At 56.1% G+C, this 18,838-nt stretch carries 12 protein-coding genes and 1 pseudogene; 9 read left to right on the forward strand and 4 right to left on the reverse strand.

The genetic code is table 11. The features are described 5' to 3' along the window. The 3 genes and pseudogenes from BG842_RS22080 to BG842_RS22090 form a co-directional block, all read right to left on the reverse strand. Window positions 1-1,067 (reverse strand): annotated as a pseudogene (locus tag BG842_RS22080) (cytochrome B); the annotation flags it as partial. 168 nt (window positions 1,068-1,235) lie between these two features. After that, entirely contained in the window at window positions 1,236-3,473 is a 2,238-nt protein-coding gene (locus BG842_RS22085) for an amino acid permease (RefSeq protein ID WP_069452480.1), read from the reverse strand. A gap of 155 nt (window positions 3,474-3,628) precedes the next feature. Further along, window positions 3,629-4,360 carry a DUF4397 domain-containing protein gene (locus BG842_RS22090; protein ID WP_069452481.1) on the reverse strand — a complete coding sequence of 244 codons (732 nt, stop codon included), beginning with the start codon at window positions 4,358-4,360 and terminating at the stop codon, window positions 3,629-3,631. Between the two features lie 433 nt (window positions 4,361-4,793). Between BG842_RS22090 and BG842_RS22095 the strand changes: the two genes are divergently transcribed. The 9 genes from BG842_RS22095 (at window position 4,794) to BG842_RS22135 (ending at window position 17,682) form a co-directional block, all read left to right on the forward strand. After that, complete coding sequence (locus tag BG842_RS22095; protein ID WP_069452482.1) at window positions 4,794-5,513, forward strand: DUF4352 domain-containing protein; 720 nt, start codon at window positions 4,794-4,796, stop codon at window positions 5,511-5,513. Window positions 5,514-5,860: 347 nt separating this feature from the next. Then, a complete protein-coding gene (locus BG842_RS22100) occupies window positions 5,861-6,937 on the forward strand; it encodes a DUF1616 domain-containing protein (RefSeq protein ID WP_069452503.1) in 1,077 nt (358 codons plus the stop codon). Between the two features lie 9 nt (window positions 6,938-6,946). Beyond that, on the forward strand, window positions 6,947-9,982 hold the full coding sequence (locus tag BG842_RS22105; protein ID WP_069452483.1) for an FtsX-like permease family protein: 3,036 nt from the start codon (window positions 6,947-6,949) through the stop codon (window positions 9,980-9,982). Beyond that, complete coding sequence (locus tag BG842_RS22110) at window positions 9,979-11,613, forward strand: sodium/phosphate symporter (RefSeq protein WP_069452484.1); 1,635 nt, start codon at window positions 9,979-9,981, stop codon at window positions 11,611-11,613. Before BG842_RS22105 ends, BG842_RS22110 begins: the two co-directional genes overlap by 4 nt. A gap of 409 nt (window positions 11,614-12,022) precedes the next feature. Further along, window positions 12,023-13,015: a glycosyltransferase family 2 protein gene (locus BG842_RS22115; protein WP_069452485.1), complete on the forward strand. Its 993-nt coding sequence runs from the start codon at window positions 12,023-12,025 to the stop codon at window positions 13,013-13,015. A gap of 1 nt (window position 13,016) precedes the next feature. After that, window positions 13,017-14,135 (forward strand): non-hydrolyzing UDP-N-acetylglucosamine 2-epimerase, encoded by a 1,119-nt coding sequence (gene wecB, locus BG842_RS22120; RefSeq protein WP_069452486.1) that lies wholly within the window; start codon window positions 13,017-13,019, stop codon window positions 14,133-14,135. Continuing rightward, window positions 14,132-15,439 carry a nucleotide sugar dehydrogenase gene (locus BG842_RS22125; RefSeq protein WP_069452487.1) on the forward strand — a complete coding sequence of 436 codons (1,308 nt, stop codon included), beginning with the start codon at window positions 14,132-14,134 and terminating at the stop codon, window positions 15,437-15,439. The genes wecB and BG842_RS22125 overlap by 4 nt, the downstream gene beginning before the upstream one ends. A 10-nt stretch (window positions 15,440-15,449) precedes the next feature. Next, window positions 15,450-16,505 carry a DUF354 domain-containing protein gene (locus BG842_RS22130; RefSeq protein WP_083252692.1) on the forward strand — a complete coding sequence of 352 codons (1,056 nt, stop codon included), beginning with the start codon at window positions 15,450-15,452 and terminating at the stop codon, window positions 16,503-16,505. Between the two features lie 157 nt (window positions 16,506-16,662). Further along, window positions 16,663-17,682, forward strand: coding sequence for a hypothetical protein (locus tag BG842_RS22135; protein WP_254663391.1), 1,020 nt, complete (start codon window positions 16,663-16,665; stop codon window positions 17,680-17,682). Window positions 17,683-17,722: 40 nt separating this feature from the next. Here the strand turns inward: BG842_RS22135 and BG842_RS22140 are convergent, their stop codons facing one another. Continuing rightward, window positions 17,723-18,775, reverse strand: coding sequence for a glycosyltransferase family 4 protein (locus BG842_RS22140; protein WP_069452489.1), 1,053 nt, complete (start codon window positions 18,773-18,775; stop codon window positions 17,723-17,725). Window positions 18,776-18,838: the final 63 nt, after the last annotated feature.

Consider the following 18,838-nt stretch of genomic DNA (forward strand, 5'->3'; position numbering starts at 1 on the left):
CGCTCCTGTCCGGTCAGCAGCGGGGGTAAGAATAGCCCCGCGCCGAGCCAGAGGGTTGCTATCCACAGAATCGCGAGGTCGATATGCCACGTCTTCGCGATGGCGAACGGGAGCAGTTTGACGAAATTAATGCCGAGGAGCGACCCGAGGCCGAAGAACCCGCCCCGCTCGATGTAGTAGTGGGCCAACAGCCCGCCGAGTAACACCTGTACGACGAACAGGAGGGCGGCGATGGGAACGAACCGCGCGGCCGTCTTCTGACTCGGGAAGACCACGACGTCCTTCGGTGACGGCACCGTGATTCCCTTCGTCTCGGGTTCGGGAAGGTCGATGGACGTGTAGAGCCACACACCGATTCCGGCCGCCGCGACGAGCAGCACCATCGCGATGACACTCCACGTCATCGACGCCGTCGGGGGCGTGTTTCCGGCGGCGGGTTCGTACGGCCAGTCGTTCGTGTACGTGTGGTCGCTCCCCGGCCGTTGGGTGTGAGAAATCCACGCCGTCCACATCGCGAAGTCGGCGAAGTCCCGTGCGTCCTCCTCCGAGGCGATCATCCCGCTCGGAACGCCGCGTTCGAGGTCGCCGTCGTGATACCGCTCGACGTACAACTCCCGAACTTGCTTGTGGGCGTACAGTTCCGCGGCCGAGTACTGCACGCTGTCGCTCGGCCGACTCGCTTCGAGTTCGGACTTCACCGTCGCGTTGACGACCGCCCGTTGCTCCGGCGAGAGCGCGCTGACCGGTTTATCGTACTTTTCCTTCGCGTAGTACTCCTTCATGTACTTCGTCTTCAACGACAACGCGTTCGCGGTGTAATCTGACCCAAAATAGGCACCGTTGCCGAGAATCGACCCGTGGTTCATCAGGCCGTCCGACTGGAAGACTCGTTTTCCTTCCTGCACTTGCGCCTTCGTCACGACCGTCTCCCCGTCCGGTCCGACGACCTTCTGTGGTATCGGTGGGGCGTGTTCGTAGGAATACCACGCACCTGCACCCATCACCATGAGATTCAGTACGAAGACGATTGCGAGCAGTTTGCCGAGCGTCGAGCGCTGTACCCTCATACAAGTGGGGCTTCGATGGGGCCTATCATGTAACTGAATCGTCGTTCCCATCGGTGGGGAACGCCGCAAATATGTTCGGGAAAATGTTCGAGTGGGGTTCGACTCGGCACGTCGCGGCCCTCCTCCGGTTCCGATGCCGGTGCGAATTTCCCCGTTTCGTGGGTGCAATCACGATGACGATTCAGTCGTCCCGAAGGCGACCCGTTCGAGGAGCTTCCGCACGAACGGCCGTCCCTCTGACTCGTTCGGATGGAACAACAGGACGCTGGCGTCGATGCGGTCACTGATGTCGGTCGAGAAGTGGCCGAACAACAGCGTGTACAGGGTCGAATGGGGAATCGTGCCGAGGACGACGAGGTCGGAGTCCGTCGTGGCATCGACCAACGTCCCGACGCGGTCGTCGGTGCGTATCAACTCCCATTCGGTCGAAACTTCTGACACGTCTTCGAGTTCTAGGTAGAAGTCCTCCGTGGCCTCGACCAGTTCGGGCGACGCGTCGTTCGCGACTGCGGTGACGAAACGAAGGGTCGCATCGCTGTGGGTCGCGATTTCGGTCGCCACGGACACCTTCGCTGCGTTGAAGATGCCGGGTTCGACGAGCACCGTCACGGTCGAGATGTCCCCGAGGCCGCGGTTTTGGAGGAATCCGACGTCACAGGGGGCGTGGTTCATATACCAGTCGATGCCGGTGCCGAGTAACTCTGCGTGTAGGTAGTCGGGCTCCAGTTCGCCGAACACCACGTCCGCGTCCATCTCGTCGGCGACGTTGACGACCGCATGTCTCGGATTGTGCGTCACGAGTTCGTCGACGACGACGGACGTTTCTATCGACGGCAGCGACTCGGTGACCCGGTTTTCGAACGCGGTATCGGTCTCCGACGATTCGACCATCGACGAGAGCGTCGTCTGCTCGGGGACCGCTTCTATCTTGGCGACTCGAAGCGTCCCGTCGTTCTTTGCGACGACGAACGCGCCCATCCGAACGAGCGCCCGTATCCGGTTCGGGTCGGTGTCCTCTCCGACGACGACGAGGACGTTCTCGTGACTGTCGGCGACCGCCTGCTCGGTTCTGTCGAGCGTCTGCTGGCCCATCGACCGTCGAAGGGCGTCGAGGGCGGCTCCCTCGCGGTCCGTCTTGTCCCGTCCGTAGAGGCGGTACCAACCGACGCCCACGACGAAGATGCCGACGGCACCGGCCAGCGGAATCAGTCCCAACTGCGTGAGCAACACGACGGTCCCGACCACGCCGAACAACTGCACCCACGGATAGCCTGGCGCGACAAATTCCGGGTCGTACCAGTCCAACGAACTCTCTCGAAACGCGACGAGGGCGACGTTAATGAGGCCGAAGACGACGATTTGGAACGCGCTGGCCAGTTTCGCCAACTCGTTGACCGGGACGAACGCGATGAGGACGAGCAGGACGACGCCGGTGAACGCAATGGCGGCGACTGGCGTCTTGAACCGGCCGTTGATTCGGCTGAAGCGTTTGGGCGCGAGCGAATCGCGACTCATGGCGAGCGGGTATCGGGACGACGAGAGGATGCCCGCGTTCGCCATGCTCGTGAGCGCGAGGACGGCGACGCCAGCGACGGCGAGCCGAGCTGATTCACCCGCGAACTGGACGGCGGCGGCGGCCATCGGCGTCAAGTTGTGATGGAGCGAGTCGGGCGGTGTGACGCCGACGATGACGAACACCGTGAGCGTGTAGAGGAACATCATCAGGACGACCGACCCGAGGATTGCGCGCGGGATAGTGCGCCCCGGATTTTCGACCTCCTCGGCCACGCTCGCGATTTTAGTGACACCCGCGTAGGAGACGAACACGAACCCCGTCGCCGCAAGAAGACCCCCGCCGCCGTGGGAGAAAAAGGGGTGGTAGAGGTCTCCATCGACGTACGTGCTCCCGTCGGCGACGAAGCCGATGAGCGAGAGCAACACGACGCTGACGATGGTCGCCTGTAATCTGCCGGTCTGTTTGACGCCCACCACGTTCACGGCAATAAGTAGGAGAGCGATTCCCAGTCCCACGACCGTGAGGAGGCCGGGTGGAATCTCCACGAGCAAGAGGAGGTACGCGCCGAGGCCGACCAGCGCGAACGCGCTCTTGAACACCAGGGAAAACCACGCCCCGATTCCGGCGATAGTTCCGGGAAGCGGTCCCATTGCCCGGTCGATGTACAGGTAGGTACCCCCCGCCTCGGGCATGGCGGTGGCCATCTCCGCCTTCGATATCGCCGCGGGGAGGACGACCACCCCGGCCAAGAAGTATGCCAGTATGACCGCCGGTCCCGCCTTCGCCGCCGCGAGACCGGGCAATACGAAGATACCGCTCCCGACCATCGCGCCGATGCTGATGGTCGTCGTCGATACCAGACCGAGGTCGCGTTCGAGGTCCTTGGGCATCGGGTTATTTCATCGACACTGGCAGGCGCTGTAACGTTACCGCCCTACTGGGATGAGACCGCCGGACCACTCGACACCGCGTCGAAGGTGGTCACTCTCTCATCGAGAACTATCAGAAAACAAATACGGTGTCGTTTCGCAGGTCGTCGCGACCGCTACATCGTCGTCGTCGTGGTCGTCATCATCTCGGTCGGGGCGTCTACCGTCGGCAGGAGGTCGAAGGCTTGCGCCTTGTCGTTCGTCTGCAGGAGTCCGACGGCGAACGCCGAAACCACTGTGCCGCTTTCGAGGGTCACGTCGAACGTGGCGACGGCCTCGTTCTTCCCCGCGGGTCGGACCTCGATGGTGTACGACCCCGCGGGAACCTCGACGTAATCGCTGGCGTTGCCGAACTCCAGTCCTTCGACGATGACGTCGCCGTCCGCCGCGATATCGACGGCCGGTGCGTCGGGCGAGAGGTGGACCGCTCGCAAGCGCGCCTGGTCACCGGACGGTTCCTGATTCTCGTCGACGAACACGAACGCCTGCGGACTGTCGAGTGTCCCCCCAGCGGCGATCGTGTAATCGGTGTTCGCATCAAGTGTGACCTGTTCGTCGATGACCGCACTTCCCTGGCCTTGTCCCGCCGGTGCGACCTGTATCGTGTACTTTCCGGCGTCGAGGTCGAGATAGTCGCTCACGTCCTTGAACGCGACGTTCTGCAGGACGCGATCTCCGTCGACGTAGACGTCCACTTCCGGAGCGTCCGGAATCGCGTGGATGACTCGGACGCGGCTCGCGTTCCCGTTTTGGCTGGTGGTCATGTCCTGTGCGCTCGAAACCCCCCCGAGAATGGGTATGCTGCTCACGCCGATGGCTCTGAGTACTTGTCGTCTGGTTTGCTTCATTTTGGTTCCCCCAACCGACACTCAACCGGTTAGTAAAAAATGGTTTTCCCCGGACTAGTTTGGTCGGTTGGTCGACATCCGAGAATCCGTCCGCTATTCTGGCAGCGCTTTTCAAATGTATGAGTGTAAACATATGTCCATGAGAGATCTTTATCAGATTCACAGGTGAACGCAATTTACAGCGAGATTGATCGTTGTCGCCCTTTTTGGAGTCACTCCGCCATTTTCCCGCCGACCTCGCGGCGCTTGTCTGTTTGTCCTCGTACTGCCGTCATTTCATTCCGGGACTCGACGAGGCACTGCTCCGGCTGATTCTCGACTTCTCGTTCGCCTTCTTTCCACCGAGATTCATCTTCATCGCGGTATTTTTGAACGCTCGATTTTATAATTTTCTTTAGCATAGAGTAATTAACAAAGAGGTGGTCCCCCTTGTGTGAAACGCAGAGACTTCATCGCTACGGTCAGTACCGGCATCGGAATCAGCGTGGCTGGGTGTTCTTCGTCGGGGAACTCTCCGAGCGAGTCGAGTTCCAGTACCGGAACGACCACCACGTCACAGACGACGCAGACAACAGAGGGAACGACCACTACAGAGGCCGCTGAGACGGCTACTACGACCGAAGACACGGATACAACGACCACGAGTGAACAGACCGAGACGGCTACCACGACCGACCAGAAAGAGACGGCGACGACAACCGAACGGTCCGATTCGACCACAACGAGCACGACTGATGGGCAGACGGACGCGAATCTCACGCTCGGCGAAACGGCGACGTTCGGAAACGACCTCGAAGGGACGGTTCGGAAATTCCGATTCAAATCGGAGTACGAGAGCGGCGGGACGACGCAAACGACCGACCAGACGTTCCTCTTCGTGGACTTTTCCGTCGCAAACCCCACGAATTCCCGTAAGAGCATTCCATCGGGGATGTCGATTTACGTGACGGTCGGCGGCCGACGATACGACCCGACCGATTCTACCGGTGCCGTTCGCAGCCTCTACACAACCCGGTCGGTCGGGGCTGGTGCAACGAAATCGGGAACCCTCATCTTCGAGGTTCCGCAAGGAACAACGAAGTCCGACGTGACCGCAAATCTCGAATACTCCGGCTCGGGCGGAAAACGGACTCTTCGGTGGACGAGTGGGTAAAGCCGACCCTCTCGATACGATTTTGCGAACGATACGAACAGAAATACGTTCTCCTGAGCTGGTTTGTACGCGCTGGTGGGACTGCTCCGGAGTGTCAGCAATTGGTAGTGGAATCGGTGTAGTTCGCTATACAACGGATGGCTCGCTGGCTCGGCTGTTGTGAGTATTCTCACCCCCGTGTTGTTCATGCCGTTGTAGTAGAGTGTAGTGAGTAGATAGATTGACATTTCTCCGAATTCCCCCAGTACGGTTCCCTCCACTGCGGTTATCGGATGATTGGACCTAGCAACGGGAAATCCCTTCCCCATCGGGGATTTTTTATTATGGCGGGGATTATAGGGAAACCAATGGCTCGTGACGTCAACCTCCAGCTTCTTCTCCCTCGGCAAGTGCGTTCTCTTCCCGCGGATTTGGCTGCGATCTGTCTTTTCGTTTTCCTCACGCTCGCTGTCGTTCTGATACCGGGTCTCAATACGACACCGCTCCGGCCTGCCGTCGGTCTCGTATTCGTCCTCTTCCCACCGGGGTATGCGTTCATCGCAGCGCTCTTCCCGGAGGACACACCGGCAGAATCGATAGCGGATGAATCGTCGCCCGATGCCGACGACTCACGGCTTCCACGCCCGGGTACCGGAATCGATGGCCTCGAGCGAGTGGCGCTGTCGTTCGGGACGAGCATCGCAATCGTCCCGCTCATCGGATTGATACTCAACTTCACCCCGTGGGGGATTCGACTTGTTCCCGTTTTGTTGAGCCTCAGCGCGTTCACGTTGTGTATGACCGCTGTTGGGGCGGTTCGGCGGAACAACCTTCCCGAAGAGGAGCGGTTTTCCGTCCCCTACCGGAGTTGGTTCGGGCGTGCACGGGGCGAACTGTTCGAACCCGATACGCGGGCCGATGCCGTGTTGAACGTCGTTTTGATCCTGAGTATCCTTCTCGCCACGGCGAGTGTGACGTACGCCGTTGCGGTTCCGAAGCAGGGCGAATCGTTTAGCGAGTTCTACCTGTTGACGAAGAACGACGATGGGAAACTGGTCGCCGACAACTACCCGGCAAACTTCACCCAGGGTGAGAGCAAGCCCGTTGTCGTTGGTATCGAGAATCACGAACACGACCGCGAGCGCTACACTGCCGTCGTGTTGTTACAGAACGTAACGATGAAGAACAATTCGACCGTGGTCAACGACCAGCAGCGGCTACAACGATTCCAGACCACGCTCGGGCAGAATGAGACGTGGCAAACCACCCATAAAATCACGCCACGCATGACGGGTGAGCGACTTCGCGTGCTCTACCTATTGTACAAGGACGGCGTTCCCGAGAACCCGACTGCGAACAACGCCTATCGGGAAGTGCATCTCTGGGTCAACGTAACCGCGGGCAACGGAACCGCCCCCGCCAAACGAGGCGCGCCGTCGCCATGAGGTGATTCCGTGGGGTATCGACGCGCGCTGTTGACGCGGTGGTCACGCCGCGACAAGCTCGCCATCCTCGTCATCGCGGTGACGGTCGGCTTCCTGACGGGGACGACCATCGTCGTCGCCGCCGTGAGCACGCAAACGACGAGCATTGCCGCAGAGTACGGCACGGACGGGACCGCCGTCCACTACGATTCCGTCGCTCGTGCACAGGAGGAAGCAGGTACGGACGCGCTCGTCGTCCCGATGGCGACGGTGGAACTGCCGAACGGTGAAACGCGCTACGTCGCCGGTATCTCGAAACAACAGGCGTCCGCGTTCAAAACCGATTCCGACGCCTCGATACCTGCGCCACCGCCGTCGGGCGTCACGAGCGGTACGAGGACGACGAAGGGTAAACAGCGACTCGTAGGTGACCGAGGTCCCCTCACCGTAGCCGTCACGCCGCGAACGTCTGGCGAGCAACTGATTCCGTCCGACTGGTACGTCGCCCAGCCGGACACGATAAGGAAACTCGGCGCGTCCGGCGCGTACGTCATCACACCTGCAGGTTCCGGGAGTGGTGCGGCGGACGGTGCTGGAATCCCATCCCGTGGGGTCACGCTCCGCTCCGCGCTGGCGTTCTTCGTCACCGGCACGCGCCAGCTCCTCACCGTCCTGACGTTGACCGCGGTCGGGGGGACGGTACTCGTCGGTGTGACCATCTACAGTGTGATGAAGATGACCGTCCGCGACCGGCGACAGTCGATTCGCGTCCTCCGCTCGACCGGTTGTCGGCCGCGCACCGTCCTCTCGCTGTTCGCACTGCGGGCCGGACTGCTCACTGCCATCGGCGTCGGTGTAGGCTACGCACTCGGCATCATCCTCCCGAATATCGCCGTTAATGCAGCCGTCTCGCTCGGCCTCCCGACATCGCTGTCGGTCCATGTCAGTCGATTGGTTCTCACGGTGTTGATTCCTCTGTACGTTGGGACGCTATTCGTCGCACTCATGGCAGGGGCCGCTGCCGTGTGGCCGACCGTCAGCCCACCGCCTGCGCGCGTTACCGGCGAACTGGAACGGGACCAACCGCGAGAGGCTCCACAATCCCGACTTCGGCGGCTGTTCACGTTGCAACTGCTCGATTGGCGTGCACTCGCCCCGAGCATGGCGACGCTGACCGTGTTCGTCACCGTCATCCTTCTCATGGGGTCAATTGCCGGCGTCATGACGCCGCTCATGAGTGCACAGGGAACGACACTCACGGAACCGGGTGCGATACATCCGGTGGCAAGTGACGTTCCACAACAGTATGCCAATGCGCTTCGAGCAAAAGGAATCGCGGCGAGCGCGGAAATCCTTCTTTTTACTGTCCGTGACGGTCAACCGGTCGTCGCCCGCGGCGTGAACTACTCGTCGTTCGCGTCCGTTTCGAACGCGACGCTCGAACGCGGTCGCCCGCCCCAGTCCGCGAACGAAGCCGTCGTCGGCGCTGATTTGGCTCGGACCGCAGGAATTGATGTTGGAGACAATGTCTCCCTGGGTGGTAGCACTGAAACCGGACTCGCACGAGTCCGCATCGTCGGCACATATACCGCACCAGGAGTGTACGACGATCAGATCCTCGTGTCGCTTCCTGTTGGTCGACAGCTGTCGACGAAATCGAACGGCTCCGTCCACATCGTTCGGACGCCCAAACGGCTCGAAGGTCGCCCCGACGCGTCCGTCGAACGCCTCGACGTGTCCGCACCGCCGCAGGTCGAATCGAATGAACGCCTGCCGGTGACGATTCGGCTCCGTAACTTCAGGGACGAGCCGGTGACGCACAACGTGACGGCCACACTCGGTGACGCCTCGAAAACCGTCTCCATTCGCCTGGATTCGGGTTCACAGCGCGCAGTAACTGTCAAGTTACCCACGCCGGAGCCGGGGACCGCGACCCTCCGCGTCGGCAACGAGACGCGCTCGATAACCGTCGTCTCCCCCAACGCGATTCAAATCCGTGGACTTCCAGAGACCGCACCGCCGAACAGCACGCCCCACGTCCGGGTTTCGACGATGGCCGGAGCTCCCGTAAAGAACGCTTCTATTCGCGTCTCAACTTCAGGGAACGGCTCGGACACGATGGTTCGAACCGACGAGAACGGCAGCGTCGGGATTCCGTTCGGGGCCGCCGGGAACTCGACTGTCCGCGTCACCGCCGGAAACCGGACTATTACGCGCACGGTGCGGGTGTCACAGTCGACGTTCCGGACGCTCGTCGCCGACATCGGGGTTCGACCGAGCTCGCCGAGTCTGTTGTCGCGGACGAGTGCTCGCCTTCAACTCTTCAACCCGTGGAACCGGACCCTCGACCGGGACCTTCGTCTCTCTGGTGGCGGCGCGGATGTACGACAGACCGTTTCGGTTGCTCCCGGCGACACTGTGGTGAAGACGGTCCGCCTCGGGCAACAGACCCCCGGCTCACACTCGCTGTCCCTCGTCTCTGACGGGCAACCCATAGCTTCCACATCGTACACTGTCAGCGGGGATGACCGACTCGTTACCGCTTATGCGGGTGGTGGCAGCGGAGCGGGTGGAACGGGCATCGGTCGAGCGTTGACTACGGCATTCGGAAACCTACAACTGCTGCTCGTTGTCCTCGTCTCCCTTGCGGGTCTCATGACCGTCGGGAGCACGACCGCCGTTTTCGCGCAAGCCGTCCACGCGCGTCAACGGGCGATCGGTGTCTACCGAGCGACAGGTGCGTGGCCGACGCGCGTGCTTCGACTCGTCGTCGGGGATGCGTTGCGCATCGGTGTCGTCGCCGTGGGCGGTGCGCTGGTGTTCGGGACGGGCGCGCTGTTCGTTCTTGACCGCTTGAACTACCTCGTCGTCTACGGGGTTCGCATCTCAACCACGCTGACACCGGGAATCGTTATCGGTAGTGTTCTCGGCGGTCTGGCCATCATGCTCCTGAGCGCGGGACTCGTCGCGGTGCAGTTCTCGCGGCGACAACCCGCAAAATTGGTGAAAGATTCCGTCGGGGCGACCGAACGGGGACGCCCGTCGGATGGGAGGGGTGTCCAATGAGAAGACGTCGTTCGGTAGGCCTCGTCTCGCTGGCCGTCGTTCTCATCGCGCTCGCAATGCGTACGATTCCGCTGTACTGGAGCCCGTTAGCATTTAATGTGGATGGGTTTAAATTCGCCAGACTCGCCCGCGAGACAGTTCGACACGGGTACCTCCCCGTTTCGACTGCGTTTCTCAACCCGGACGAGTACACCTTTTCGACCCTGCTCGCCATCTGTAGTCAGCTGACGGGAATCGAACCGCTGTACGTCGCCCAACTTCTCACCGCGAGCATCGGCGCGACGGCGTGTCTCTTCGTCGTCGTCGTCACGCGTCGGATCGGCTTCCGACTCCGATGGTCACGGTTTGACGTTCGCATCGCGGCGTTCGTGGCTGGTGTCGTTCTGGCGACGAACGGTATCTTCCTCGGCCGGTCGACGGCGGTGACGAGCGAAGGGTTGGGTCTCGTCTTCATCATTCTGGGCATCGTCGCGTTCGCCCGTACGCTCCGAACGAATAGTCGCTCGTGGATGGTGGTGACGGGATTGGTGCTCGTCCTCCTTCCGCTCACGCACAATCTCAGCACCATCGTCGGGGGGTTCGCCATCGTTTCACTCTTGGCGCTCTCTCTTCGCTCGTCGGTCGACAAACGCGGATTGTTGATGATGTTGGTAGTCGCCGGATTCTGGACCTACGTTAGCGTCTATTACACTACGTTCAAACTCAACGAGTTGAGCCAAATCTCCTCGGCTCCGGGCTTGTTCGTCGCGTGGGTCATTGTCCTCGTCCTGCTTACCGTGTGGCTTTCGAGGGCAAGTCCCCGCATCCAGCGCGACTTGCCGTCGGTGGTGCTTCTGGGTGGGGCCGGTCTCATCACCGCAAACGCTGTGACGCCGATCTTCCCCGGAACGGCAACGACGGACAAATTAGTGTTCGTGTACGTCCTTCCCATCGCTCTCGTAGGTATCGTCGCGATCCACGGGATTCCGCGGCTTGTCGGTGCCGGTCTCGATGGATCCACAGTCTTTGCCTTGCTTCTCGGAACTCTGTCGATAATCGGTTTTGCACTGACCGGTGGCCTGACCGTTCCGTATCAGGACCTCGCGATTCGTGCCCAGACCTTCATCCATGTTCCATTTGCCGTGTTGGCCGGCGTTGGTGTGATTCTCTTGACTCGGCGTTCGACTTCGCGGTCGATTCAGGCCGCACTCATCGTGGTCGTTCTCCTCTGTTCAGTAGTGAGTGCCCCTCTCGCGTTTAGCGGCTTGCGAGCCACGTCTGCCCAACCGCTGGTGACGCAACCAGAGTTCGAAACGGCGACGTTCGCGACAACGTACGCTGATGGTTGGACCAGTGACGGGCATATGACGAGACTCGCGTTCAAGTACTATCCTAAACAGACTGATGCCAACGTTTCACAGCTTGCAGTGTACGAGTGGTTGCATGGTGGGAAGGTACCGAGCTGTCCAGTCGTATCGCAGCAGTCGTGGACTACCGTTGGGGCACAACTGTTCCCGTCGTCTCCAACGAAAATCAGTCCCGATTCGTATGCGACATCATCTCAGACTCGGAATCTCGTTTATTCGAATAGCGGTACTGACCCGCTGATATTCACAATCCCAACAACTGGTAGAAAGAGGTGTAATAGTTAGTCTAAATCAAACTGAATTTGTCTATATATATCTGTTTATATAAATATTCTGATTGCCAATTAATGGTTTTAAGGGTATAAATATCAAACACAAAGTTAAAACAGTATTTGCATGATTTACAATCGAACGAAATTTATCTGTGGAGTGTTAAAGAGCGTGGGAAGAACTGATATATATTTAGAATTTTAACGAGCAATTCCACCGATATTTTGATTATCGAGAACTAAAAAACTCCAATTATAGTTTATACACGATTATCAATCAGAAAGTACTTAGTTATAGGGTCGGTGTGATTGTTTTGTGGAAGTATCAGGTTACAAGAAATGGTTCCACCAGCAGATATTTAATTCATTAGTCTTATTCTATAATCAAGGAGTGGGAGATGTCGTTTGAAAAGTTGAGACTTAATATGACTGAGGAACAGCAACAGAAAACTAGGGAGCAACGAGGGCGGAAAACGACTAGCGCTGATGCCCAGATTCAATCGACTGAGGACGAACAGACAAATCTCCTTGTCGGTATCCCTGCCTATAATGAGGAAGTGGGGATTGGAAGTACTATCCTCGCCGCACAACGACACGCCGACCATATTGTCGTGGTAGATGATGGGAGTTCCGATGATACTATCGAGATCGCGAAACAGGCTGGTGCGACCGTCCTCCAACACGACACTAATCGTGGTAAAGGGGGCGCAGTAAAGACGATTCTCGAATTTGCTCGGTCGACTGAGTGTGAAAATCTCGTTCTCATCGATGGAGATGGTCAGCACAAGCCGAGTGATATTCCCCAGGTCATCGGACCTGTTACCGATGGTGACGCTGATATCGTCATCGGTAGTCGCTATCTCGAAACGGATGCAGACGATGAAACACCGCTTTACAGACGGTTCGGCCAGAGAATATTGGATGTACTGACAACCGGTCGGACTGGTACAAAGCTCACAGATACTCAGAGTGGGTTTCGTGCATTCTCTGCAGACGCTATCGATTCGCTTCGATTGCAGACCGATGGGATCGGTGTCGAAAGTGAGATGATTGACACGGCTGTGCGGCAGGATCTCACTATTGAAGAGGCCTCTATCGACGTTCGATACGAGGGTATTGACGGACAAACATACAATCCCCTTCATCACGGGTTGACCGTCGTGACGTTCATCCTCAAGTTAGTTCGTGACAAGCATCCGTTAATCTTCTTCGGGCTTCCCGGATTGCTCCTGACTGTTGCTGGAGCACTCTACGGTCTTGATGCGATCCTCATCTACCAATCCACCGGAACGTTTTATCCCGCGAAAGTATTGGTGAGCGGATTCGTGACGATTATCGGGACGCTTGGGATTTTCTGTGGACTGATCCTGAACCGGATTTCAAACATGATTGATCGGGTTCACGAGGTGGGGATTTGAGATGACAGACACTGAAATCGTAATCGTCCTCGGAACGCGACCGGAGATAATCAAACTCGCGCCGGTCATCCGCGCCTGTGAAACAAACGATGTCCCGTATTCGGTGATTCACACTGGCCAGCACTATTCGGAAGAACTCGATGCCGTGTTTTTCGAGCAATTGGAACTTCCTGATCCTGATTACAATCTCGGGGTCGGTTCGGACTCGCACGGGGTTCAAACCGCGGCAATGCTCGTCGGAATTGAAGAGATTATTCAAAAAGAACAACCCGAGACTGTTCTCGTACAAGGGGATACAAACTCGGTACTTGCGGGAGCTATTGCGACAAGCAAGATGGATATCGACCTCGGTCATGTCGAAGCCGGGCTTCGGAGCTTTGACCGTGATATGCCCGAGGAAGTTAACCGCGTCATGACCGATCATGTGGCGGATTATCTCTTCGCTCCGACCGATGATTCGGCGGCACTAATACAAGATGAGGGAATTCCAGCGGATAGAATCCACATTACTGGAAATACTGTCGTTGATGCAGTTGAGCAGCATCGAGAGTTCGCACAGAAGAAAAGTTCGGTACTTGAGGAGCTTGAACTGCAACGCGGTGAGTATGTTCTCATGACTGCACATCGGGCAGAGAACGTAGACGACCCAGACCGCTTTGAGGGAATGCTCTCTGGTGTCTCCCGTGTTGCGAATCGATTCGGAACGGAGGTAGTTTACCCAATTCATCCGCGCGCGAAAAATCGACTCGAGGAGTTCAATCTTTCTGTTCCACGGTCGATTCGGCTCGTTGAGCCACAGGACTACCTTGATTTTCTCAATCTCGAATCAAACGCTCGGCTCATCCTTACCGATTCGGGCGGTGTTCAGGAGGAAGCGTGTATTCTCGGTGTCCCTTGCGTGACGATGCGGGACAACACCGAACGACCTGAAACGATCGATGCCGGCGCGAACGTTCTTACAGGAACAGACGCGGACGAAATCCTCAAATCGGCCATCGAAATGGATCGTACAGCGCCTGACTGGACTAATCCGTTCGGTGATGGAACGGCAGGTGAACAAATAGTGGACACAGTACAACCTTCCGAAACAACTGAAGAAATGGAGATGATCTCACAATGAGCACACTTTGTATCCACGGATTGGGATATATTGGACTCCCAACGGCAGCAATGTTCGCTAACTATGGCCACGACGTGGTCGGCTACGACACGAGCGAAGAGGTGGTTTCCCGTCTCAGTAAAGGAGACGTCCATATCGACGAACCTGGTCTTCGTGCGTTCGTCACGCAGGCAATCGAATCAGACAAGTTGACGATTAGCAACGAGGTCGTCCCGGCAAAATATCACATTATCTGTGTTCCGACTCCCTTTGACCGCGAGTCGAAGGAGGCCGGACTTGAATACGTCGAGAGTGCGGGGAAAGCCATCGTGCCGCATCTCCGTCCAGGCGATACGGTCATCCTTGAATCGACGGTGCCCCCGGGAACGACTGCCGACGTCCTTCGACCCATTCTTGAAGAATCCGAACTCGAAGCGGGCAAGGACTTCGCTCTCGCTCACTGCCCGGAAACTGTTCTGCCGGGTGATATCATCACCGAACTCAAGCAGAACGCTCGAATCATCGGTGGCGTCAATGGTGTTTCTACCGAGGCGGCGGTACGCCTTTACGAGTCGTTCGTCGAAGCCGAAATCCATACGACGGCGAACGCAACGACCGCGGAATTCGTGAAACTCATCCAGAACACATTCCGGGATGCAAACATCGCAATCGCAAACGAAATCGCAAAGCTCGCCCACGACTACGAAATCGATTCTCGAGAAGCGATTTCGCTCGCAAACGAGCATCCTCGGGTAAATGTCCATCACCCTGGACCCGGTGTCGGTGGCCATTGCTTGCCCGTCGATCCGTGGTTCCTCGGACAAAACTCTGAGAAACTTGATCTTATCAAGCACGCTCGGGAAGTTAATGATGGAATGTCCAGCTACATTATCGATATCCTTGACGAGGAACTTGACGGACTTGCGGACTCCAAGATAGCGATTCTCGGCGTCGCGTATAAAGGAAACGTTGGTGATACGCGTGAGAGCCCCGGCTTGAAACTAGCACGAGAACTCCAGTCACCGGCTATGCAAGAGGAGGAGCCAGCTCTCGCTGACGGCGGTACTCAATCAGACTCCAGGAAGGCCCCGACAGTGACACTTCATGACCCGCACGTAACCGATCAGACGCTGCAGCTATCGCCACTCGATGAAGCAGTTGTCGATGCTGACGCCATCATAGTGACCACGGACCATGACGAGTTCAAAGAGATGGACCCACATTCTATCGCCCGGTGGATGGACGGCGACCTCATCGTCGATACGAAGGCGATACTGGACGAGCACGATTGGAACACGGAAGGGTTTAGAGTTAGTCGCATCTAAGACAATAATAATGGCACGACGACCAAAAGCGTGGGTTGATTTAGTGAGTCCCTCACATCCGTTTTTCTTCCGGAGTCTAATCGATGCACTCCCCAGTCTGGATACAACCGTAACCGTGCGTGAGAAAACCGAGACTGTGGGATTAGCTGAGGAGGTAGGATTCGATTACACCCGAATGGGACGAGACTTCGATAACACATTACTTCGGAAAATGGGCATTCCATTTCGAACGTTTCAACTAACAGCACAAGCACCAGGCGCTGACGTGTCTATTTCTTCGCGCAACGCCATGTGTATCCTCGCATCAAAAGCCCGTGGCATTCCATCAATTCATTTCACGGACAATGATATTACGGCGCACGTTGATGGGTTGAAATTCGAAGAGTTATACAATCGTCTGGAAGCGCAGGCGACGTACAATGTTGTTCCATCGGCATTTGATGTCGAGGAGTTGATTAAGTGGGGCGCTGACCCCGAACAGGTAATTTCGTACGATGGATACAAAGAGGATATCTATATTGCCGAGTTCGAACCTGATCCATCGTTTACCGACAAGCTTCCTTTCGAGGACTACATTGTCGTACGTCCCGAGGCGCTTGACGCGGCATACGTAGACGCCGAACGATCTCTCGTACCGAATATCTTGGAGGGTGCAGTCGGACGAGGGTTCAACGTGGTCTATTTGCCTCGTGGTCGTGGTGACGAGCAGTTTGCAGAGCCATATCCCTCCGACCGTGTGTTCGTTCCTGAACAGGCTCTGAATGGGTTACAACTTGCATGGCATACACAGTGTGTGCTCACTGGCTCAGGGACGATGGCGCGTGAAGCAGCGTGCATGGACAAGCCAGCAGTGTCTTTTTTCCCGAATTCACTCCTTTCCGTCGACGAAGAATTGGTATCCGACGAGAAAATATTGCATTCCCGGAATTCGACTTCTATTCTTGACTATATCGGTTCACTTTCATCAAATGATATCTCGCCGGATAGATCCCGATCCAAAACAGTCCTACAGGAAGTTGGCGATATTACAACCAATCTAATCAAGAATGAAATCAACCGGGAATAGCGGAATGACTGACGGTTTAGGAATAACGTGCGACCGATGTCTCGAATGGGCGGAAGGCCAAGACTATGCGGGATACGACCCTTACGACGGTTTAAATAGTCCACTCATCTCCGCAACCGCAACAAATTGGTTGACGCGGTTAATTGGGATACATTCCGTGAACAAGTCTCCAATCAACCTCCGTCCGTTGCTCAAGGTGCCAAAAGAGCGCAATCCGAAGGGGATTGCGTTGTTTTCGATGGCATATCTGAATCGATATTGTGAGACGGGTCGGGAAGCAGATAAAAAAGAATCAGAGAACCTTCTTCGATGGCTCGATCGGAACCGCTCCCCCGAATATAACGATGCTGCTGGTTGGGGGTACAATTTTGACTGGCAAAACGCACGCAAATTTTTCCTCCCAGAATACCATCCCTCGATCGTTGTCACCGTTTTTGTTGGTCGTGCGTTTCTCCAATATTATGACGCCACAGGGGAAAGGTGGGCACTCGACACAGCGAAGTCGGCTGCATCGTTTATTCGTACCCATATCAATCAGAAACGAATTAACGGGTTCGACGTATTCACTTACACTCCGTACGATTCGTTTGTACTGATAAACACAAACGCTCTCGCTGCGGGGTTCTTCCATAATCTTAATAACCACATTGGTTCGACAGAATTGTCTAACCGAGTAGAGGAACTGTTCGAATTCGTTGTCGATGCACAAGCCGACACTGGCGGGTGGTACTACTCAATGCCTGCCACGGAGTCCCACTTAAGTCACGACAACTTCCATACTGGATTCGTATTGGAGAGTCTCTACGAATACGCGATGGAACGTCCGGACGGCCATCCGACGTGGGAGGCGTATCAGAAAGGGATGGAGTTCTACCGTCGAAACTTATTCGATGATGATGGTGCACCGCGCTTTGAGGCCGATCAACGTTACCCATATGACGCACACGCTTCAGCTCAAGCGATTCTCACTTTCGTTCAACGTGGTACCGATCAAGACTGGGAGATGGCTCGAAAAGTGGGGCAGTGGTCGCTGGAGAATCTTCTCGATTCAAACGGGTATTTCTACCGGCGAATCGGTCGTATTTTCTCGGATAAAACTCCCTATATGCGGTGGAGTCAAGCATGGATGTGCTACGCACTCTCGTCATTTAGTTTCCATAGTGATAGAAAAGAGTAGAAAAGTAATTATTATAAAAATATATTTTTAAATCATCCCCTTATTTGTTGCGGTATATCTGTGCGAGTTGTTCAATTACGACATCCCAATTGTATTTGTCTTCTATCATTCGCCTACTCTCAGTACCCATCTTTTCAACTTCGTCTGAACGTTTAACCAGCGTTTTTAGAGCCTCCAGTATTTCCTCAGTGCTGCGCGGTTTGATGAGGCGACCATTTTTGTCTGAAACCACCTCCGGGATGCTTCCAACATTCGTACTCACAATCGCATTCTCCCCCGCCATTGCCTCTAGAATGGCGATTGGTAGTCCTTCGGCGTATGATGGAAGAACGTAGATGTCACTATTTTCTAGAATCTCACGCTTCTTTGTTTCAGAAACGTAGCCGTGGTATGTGACTTGGTTGAATTGCTCGTCGAGCAATTCCATCCTGTCTGAGTTAATTCCTTTTCCGGCAATTTCAATCTGACAGTCAACCTCCTCTTCACAGAGTTGTTTAAACGCGATTGAGGACTCAACCGATCCTTTCCGGTCAATTAAGTTTGAGATGTATGCAATTTTGACTGTATTTCCATTCTCTTCTGTGGAATTATATTCACTTGGATCAACAGCGTTCTGAAGAACGTAAATATCTTTTTCAAGTTGGACACTCGTTAGCACATCCTTCCAATAATCGGAGAGAACAATTGTTCCGTCCCCCACACGGAGGACGAACTCCACGTATTTTTTTACTGGGAAGGAAGATTCTGTCACAAAGTCGTCAAAAGAGGAACCATGGACATGGATTAATGTTTTGGAGTCCCATACTTTCGCAGCGAACAGGATATACACCGAAGAGATAAAGAAGGAGGCCCCGTGAGAAGTATGGATATGTGCGACATCGGGCTCACTCCGGAAGACGAACGAGATTGTCGAATCGATTAGTCCTACAAGGAAGCTTGAAAAGCCGTCATGGTCTTGGAGGCTATCGACACCATGGACCTCTGGGTCAAAAGGCTCAGGCAGACGTGGTACTAGTTCGTTGATATACTGGGCGATTCCACCAGTCGGATTTACAGGTCCGATGAGAAGTACGTTGATTTTACTTTGAGTCATTATTATCGCTACAGTCTACTGCATGATGTATTGGTCTTGCCTTTTTGCTCTTTCCAAATCAAT

The organism is Haladaptatus sp. W1 (assembly GCF_001723155.1).
GTDB classification, from domain to species: domain Archaea; phylum Halobacteriota; class Halobacteria; order Halobacteriales; family Haladaptataceae; genus Haladaptatus; species Haladaptatus paucihalophilus.